We start from the raw sequence: 5,004 nt of genomic DNA on the forward strand, positions 1-5,004 counted from the left end.
CGACGACTATGCTGCGCAGACCGTCGAGCCGCAGCGAACCATCCATCCGCCAAGGTCCGGCCAGCGATTTGGCAGACATCGTCGAATTGATCTCGGAAAGGAGATGGCTGCGCCCGCCGGCGGCATGGCGCAGTGCGATCTCTCCGTCCGTCACCGTCAGCTTCTCGATCGAGATCTGGCTGGGATCGAAGGGCGACGACGGGCGTATCGCCCAGTCGATCGTGCCGTCGGCGGCAATGTCGATCGTAGCCTTCGGCCGCACCAGTCGCATGTCGAAGATCAGCACTTCCCCGCTCAGGAAGGGCGCCAGTTCCGCATCCATCGAAAAGGTCTCGACGGTCATTGCCGGCCGGCCGCCGGGGCCGCCGGCAACAGTGACGTTCGAGAAGGTCACCGACGGAAACGGCAGCAATTTCGCCGTCGCATCGCCCTGAACAGTTACCTTACGGCCCAGAATGGCGCTTGCCTCGCGCTCGAAATCGGCACGGTAGCCCGTCCAGTCGATAAAATACGGCACCACCAGCGCCGCACACAGCACCAGCACGAAAAAGCCACCGAAGATCACGAACAGGCGTGCGAGCATGAGCTCCGAGCAGTTGATTGAAAAATCAGCCGCACTCTATCCGCATCCGCGTGTCGATAAAGAGGCAAATCGATCGCCCCAAGAGCAAAAAGCTCTAGTCGGCGGGCAGTATCTTCCCAGGGTTCATAATATTCAGCGGATCGAGCGCCTGCTTGATCGTGCGCATAATGTCGACGCTGTGGCCGAGTTCATGGCGCAGGAAGCCGACCTTGCCTTGTCCGATGCCGTGCTCGCCGGTGCAGGTTCCGTCCATGCCGATCGCCCGCATATTCAGCCGCGCGACGAACTCTTCCGTTGCGGCGATTTCCTTCGGATCGTCCACGTCCATCAGCACCAGCACATGGAAATTGCCGTCGCCGGCATGGCCGACGATCGGCGCGATCAACCCCATCTCGGCGATATCGGCCTCGGTTTGCGTGACGCATTCGGCAAAGCGCGAGATCGGCACGCAGACGTCGGTCGACAGCCCCTTGGCGCCGGGCCGCAGCGTCAGCGACGACCAATAGGCGTCGTGCCTGGCCTTCCACAGCTTCGTCCGTTCCTCGGCGACGCTGGTCCACAGGAATGGTCCGCCGCCATATTCTTCGGCGATCATGCCGAAAGTCTCGGCCTGCTCGGCAACGCCGGCATCACTGCCGTGGAATTCGACGAACAGGCATGGGCTTTCGGGATAATCGAGTTTCGAATAGCTCTTCATCGCCCGCATCTGCAGCGCATTGACCAGTTCGATGCGCGCCACCGGAATGCCCATCTGGATTGTCGCGATCACCGCGTTGCAGGCCGCCTCGACGCTGGGAAACGGGCAGACGCCACCGGAAATCGCCTGCGGAATGCCCTGCAGCTTCAGGGTCAGTTGGGTGATGATGCCGAGCGTGCCTTCAGAGCCGATCAGGAGCCGTGTCAGATCGTAGCCGGCCGAGCTCTTTTTTGCGCGCTTGCCGGTCGTCACCATCTCGCCGTCGGCCATCACCGCCGTCAGCGACAACACATTCTCGCGCATCGTACCGTAGCGCACCGCATTGGTGCCCGACGCCCGCGTCGCCGCCATGCCGCCGAGCGATGCATTTGCGCCCGGATCGATCGGAAAGAACAGGCCGGTGTCGCGCAGATGCCGGTTGAGATCCTCACGCGTCACACCGGGCTCGACCGTGCAGTCGAGATCCTGCGGGTTGACCGCGAGGATGCGGTTCATCCGCGACATATCCAGCGAGATGCCGCCGCCCGGCGCGTTGGTGTGGCCCTCCAGCGAAGAGCCAACGCCGAAGGCGATCACCGGCACGCGGTGCGCGGCGCAGGCCGACACGGTCTCCTGCACCTCTGCCGTCGTCTCCGGAAATGCCACACCGTCAGGCGCCTGGGTCGGAATGTAGGTGGTGGTATGCGCGTGCTGGGCGCGGATCGCCTCGCCGGTCTGGAACCGCTCGCCGAGCCGCTGCTTCAGGATGCCGAGCACAGCGGCGATGCCTTCATCGTTGCGCTCGACCGGATTGAGGTCGCTCAGAGCCATCTATTCCTCCGCGAATGGACCAGTGTCCACCCTTGTTATGGACTTATGGATGGGTAGTCTCACCAGCCACGTCCTGTCCAGCGAGAAGGAAGTTTTCGATGTCCATCCCCGCCCCCTTCGTCTCTCGTGCCATGGACATCGAGAAGGACTGGATCGACTACAACGGCCATCTCAACATGGCCTATTACAACGTGCTGTTCGACCGCTGCTCCGACGAAGCGTTCGAAATGATGGGGATGGGGCTGGATTATGTGAAGCGGCGGCGGCTGACCATCTACACGGCGGAAGTCCATGTCTGCTATATCAGGGAGCTGCATCTCGACCACAAGGTCGATGTCTCGTTCCAACTCCTCGACCATGACGACAAGCGGCTGAGAGCGTACCAGGAAATCCGCCATGTCGACGGCTGGCTCGCTGCCACTTCCGAATCATTGTCGCTGCATGTCGACATGTCTGGACCGAAGGTGGCGCCTTTCCCGGCCGATGTTCTGGCCAAGGTGGAAACCATGCGCGCCGCCCATGCGGCGCTGCCGATGCCTGAGCGCGCCGGCCGTTCGATCGGTATCCGTCGTAAGACGCTTGAACCGCAGTCGGACCGCCGTTAACCTTACCAAGGTTTTAACGTGAACAAGTCGAATTGAGGCGTTGAACGACTCAGCGCGGCGTTGGAAAACCCTCCGCATCGGGTTGATACGGGGGCGGAGCTGAAGCGGTTCGGGAAACGTGCATGAAAACCGACATCAAGGTCGAGGCGGACAGGCTTGCAGCCGATCCACGCATCAGCGACTATGATTTCTGGCGCTCGCTGAAGAACCTCAACAACGAGATCTTTCACATTGCCAACAACAACGAGCCGATCCCTTTCGCCATGGTCCGCTGGCGCGCCATCCTGAAGCAGGCGCGCTCGAAGCGCGGCCATGCCTGATCGGTGCGGGAAGAAATAGGCTCGTCGTTCGGTTGCATTTTTCTGGGGCGTTTGCGCCGCCCCTTATCCGGCTGCCGCCACCTTCTCCCGTATAGTGACGGGGAGAAGGGAGCTTGCCGCAGCCTTGGCGCTTTCTCTGCAACGCTGGAGATTAACGAAATCCGCCGCAAACGCGTCCTTCTCCCCGTCACTATACGGGTGCCCGGCAGGGCGCTGAGGGGCGGCGCGACGCTTCTACTTAAGCTGATGATGCGTTGACGAGCGACCACTTCACCTCGAACATCAAGGCTGGTGCTTCACCGCCCCCAGCGGCGAGCGCGCCACTACCGGTGACGACTGGATGATCGCGGTATTGGTCATCGCAAACGGAATTATGCGGTCGATCACCCGTTCGAGCTCGGCCACGGAGCCGACATGCGCCAGCGCGACGAAACAGTCCTCGCCGGTCACCCGATCGCATTGCGCGATCTCCGGCAAGTCGCGGATGATCTCGGCCACCACAGCCAGTTGCCCCGGCACCGGCCTGATGCGCAGCCATGCCGACAGTTTCATGCCGAGCGCGGCCGGGTTGATCCGCACCGTATAGGCCTCGATCACGCCGCTCTCCTGCAGCCGCTTGATGCGTTCGGCTACGCTCGGCGCCGATAGGCCGACGGAACGCGCCAGTTCGGCGGTGCTGGTGCGCGCATCCTTTTCCAGCAGGCGCAGGATCTTCAGGTCAGCCGCATCCAGATCGGTATTTTCGTTTCGAAGGCGTTTCAGACAAAACTCCTTGGTTTGGGAAAAGAGATTATCTCTTCGGCCGACTATCAGCCATATAAACCCAAAAAACTGCCTGCGATAATGATCTCATGGATGATCCAGCGCAAGCTCCGGCTGCAATCCCTGCCCTCGCCGGGCCTGTCTTTGGCAAGCTGGCGACCTCCCTGCCGCCGCATGTCTGGTTCGGCGTCAGCGCCGTGTTCCACTATCTCGGGCCGGCTTTCGCCGTGCTGCTTTTCCCGCATGTCGGCGTGCTCGGCATGGCCTGGCTGCGCATCGTCACGGCCGCCCTCGTCTTCGCGCCACTGACCCGGCCCTGGACGGTCTTCGCCGGCGCCGACCGGCCCACACGACTGCTGCTTCTCGCGTTTGGCGCCTGTCTCGGCGTGATGAATTGCTCCTTCTACCTGGCACTCGACAGATTGCCGATCTCGTTGGTCGCGGCGATCGAATTCGTCGGCACTATCGGCGTCGCGCTGGTCGGCGTCAGAAGCCCGCGCAACCTCGCAGCTCTTGTGATCGCCGTCATCGGCACCTTGCTGCTGATCGACGTCAAATGGTCAAGCGACCTGATCGGACTGCTCTGGGCCTTTCTTAACGGCGCGCTGTTCGTTGGCTACATCGTGCTTGGCCATCGCGTCGCCCGCGCCGGCGCTGGCGACGGCATCGCCGGCCTGGGTGCCGCCATGGCGGTCGCCTTCCTCATCGTGCTGCCGGTCGGCTTCACCGATGCGCTGCCGGCTTTCTCGGCGCCGCCACTGCTCATCGCCGCCATCGGCGTCGGCATCTGCTCGTCGGTCATCCCCTACATCTGCGACCAGCTTGCCATGTCGCGGCTGCCGCGCTCGAGCTTCGCGCTGATGCTGTCTTTGCTGCCGGTCACCGCCACCCTGATCGGCGTCATTGTGCTCCGCCAGATACCCGGCCCTATCGATTGCATCGGCATTGCGCTGGTGATGGCCGGGGTCGCTTTTCACAAACCGGCAAATGCCTGATCAGGCAAGCTTCTCCTTGAGAAAGGCGATCGTCCGGCCCCAGGCGAGGTCCGCCGCGTTCTTGTCGTAGCGGGCCGCGGACGTGTCATTGTTGAAGGCATGATTGGCGCCTTCATAGACATAGACCGTGTACTCGACCTTGGCGGCATCGAGTTCTTTCTTGAAGGCGTCGATACCGGCATTGATGCGGGTGTCGAGCCCGGCATAATGCAGCAGCAGCGCCGCCTTGATC

At 62.2% G+C, this 5,004-nt stretch carries 7 protein-coding genes; 3 read left to right on the forward strand and 4 right to left on the reverse strand.

Annotated elements, in window-relative coordinates:
• Together EOA86_RS21820 and EOA86_RS21825 are read right to left on the reverse strand one after the other, a co-directional pair.
• Positions 1 to 583, reverse strand: a 583-nt coding sequence (locus tag EOA86_RS21820) for an AsmA family protein (RefSeq protein ID WP_128343532.1), incomplete at its 3' end; no start/stop codon positions are given.
• A gap of 94 nt (positions 584 to 677) precedes the next feature.
• Positions 678 to 2,090, reverse strand: a complete 1,413-nt coding sequence (locus EOA86_RS21825; protein ID WP_128343533.1) for an FAD-linked oxidase C-terminal domain-containing protein — start codon at positions 2,088 to 2,090, stop codon at positions 678 to 680.
• Between the two features lie 98 nt (positions 2,091 to 2,188).
• Here EOA86_RS21825 and EOA86_RS21830 point away from each other — a divergent pair, with 98 nt between their 5' ends.
• Positions 2,189 to 2,695: a thioesterase family protein gene (locus EOA86_RS21830; protein WP_128343535.1), complete on the forward strand. Its 507-nt coding sequence runs from the start codon at positions 2,189 to 2,191 to the stop codon at positions 2,693 to 2,695.
• Positions 2,696 to 2,817: 122 nt separating this feature from the next.
• The gene (locus tag EOA86_RS21835; protein ID WP_029351403.1) at positions 2,818 to 3,015 is read left to right on the forward strand and encodes a hypothetical protein; all 198 of its coding nucleotides are present in this window, start codon (positions 2,818 to 2,820) and stop codon (positions 3,013 to 3,015) included.
• Between the two features lie 282 nt (positions 3,016 to 3,297).
• Here the strand turns inward: EOA86_RS21835 and EOA86_RS21840 are convergent, their stop codons facing one another.
• Positions 3,298 to 3,777 carry an Lrp/AsnC family transcriptional regulator gene (locus tag EOA86_RS21840; protein WP_128343536.1) on the reverse strand — a complete coding sequence of 160 codons (480 nt, stop codon included), beginning with the start codon at positions 3,775 to 3,777 and terminating at the stop codon, positions 3,298 to 3,300.
• An 89-nt stretch (positions 3,778 to 3,866) separates the two neighbouring features.
• On the opposite strand from EOA86_RS21840, the gene EOA86_RS21845 reads away from it, so the two are divergent.
• Complete coding sequence (locus EOA86_RS21845) at positions 3,867 to 4,772, forward strand: DMT family transporter (RefSeq protein ID WP_128343537.1); 906 nt, start codon at positions 3,867 to 3,869, stop codon at positions 4,770 to 4,772.
• Here EOA86_RS21845 and EOA86_RS21850 read toward each other — a convergent pair.
• A partial coding sequence (locus tag EOA86_RS21850; RefSeq protein WP_206630094.1) for a dienelactone hydrolase family protein occupies positions 4,773 to 5,004 on the reverse strand: 232 nt, incomplete at its 5' end.

It is taken from the genome of Mesorhizobium sp. M5C.F.Ca.IN.020.32.2.1 (genome assembly GCF_004023105.1).
Classification (GTDB): domain Bacteria; phylum Pseudomonadota; class Alphaproteobacteria; order Rhizobiales; family Rhizobiaceae; genus Mesorhizobium; species Mesorhizobium wenxiniae.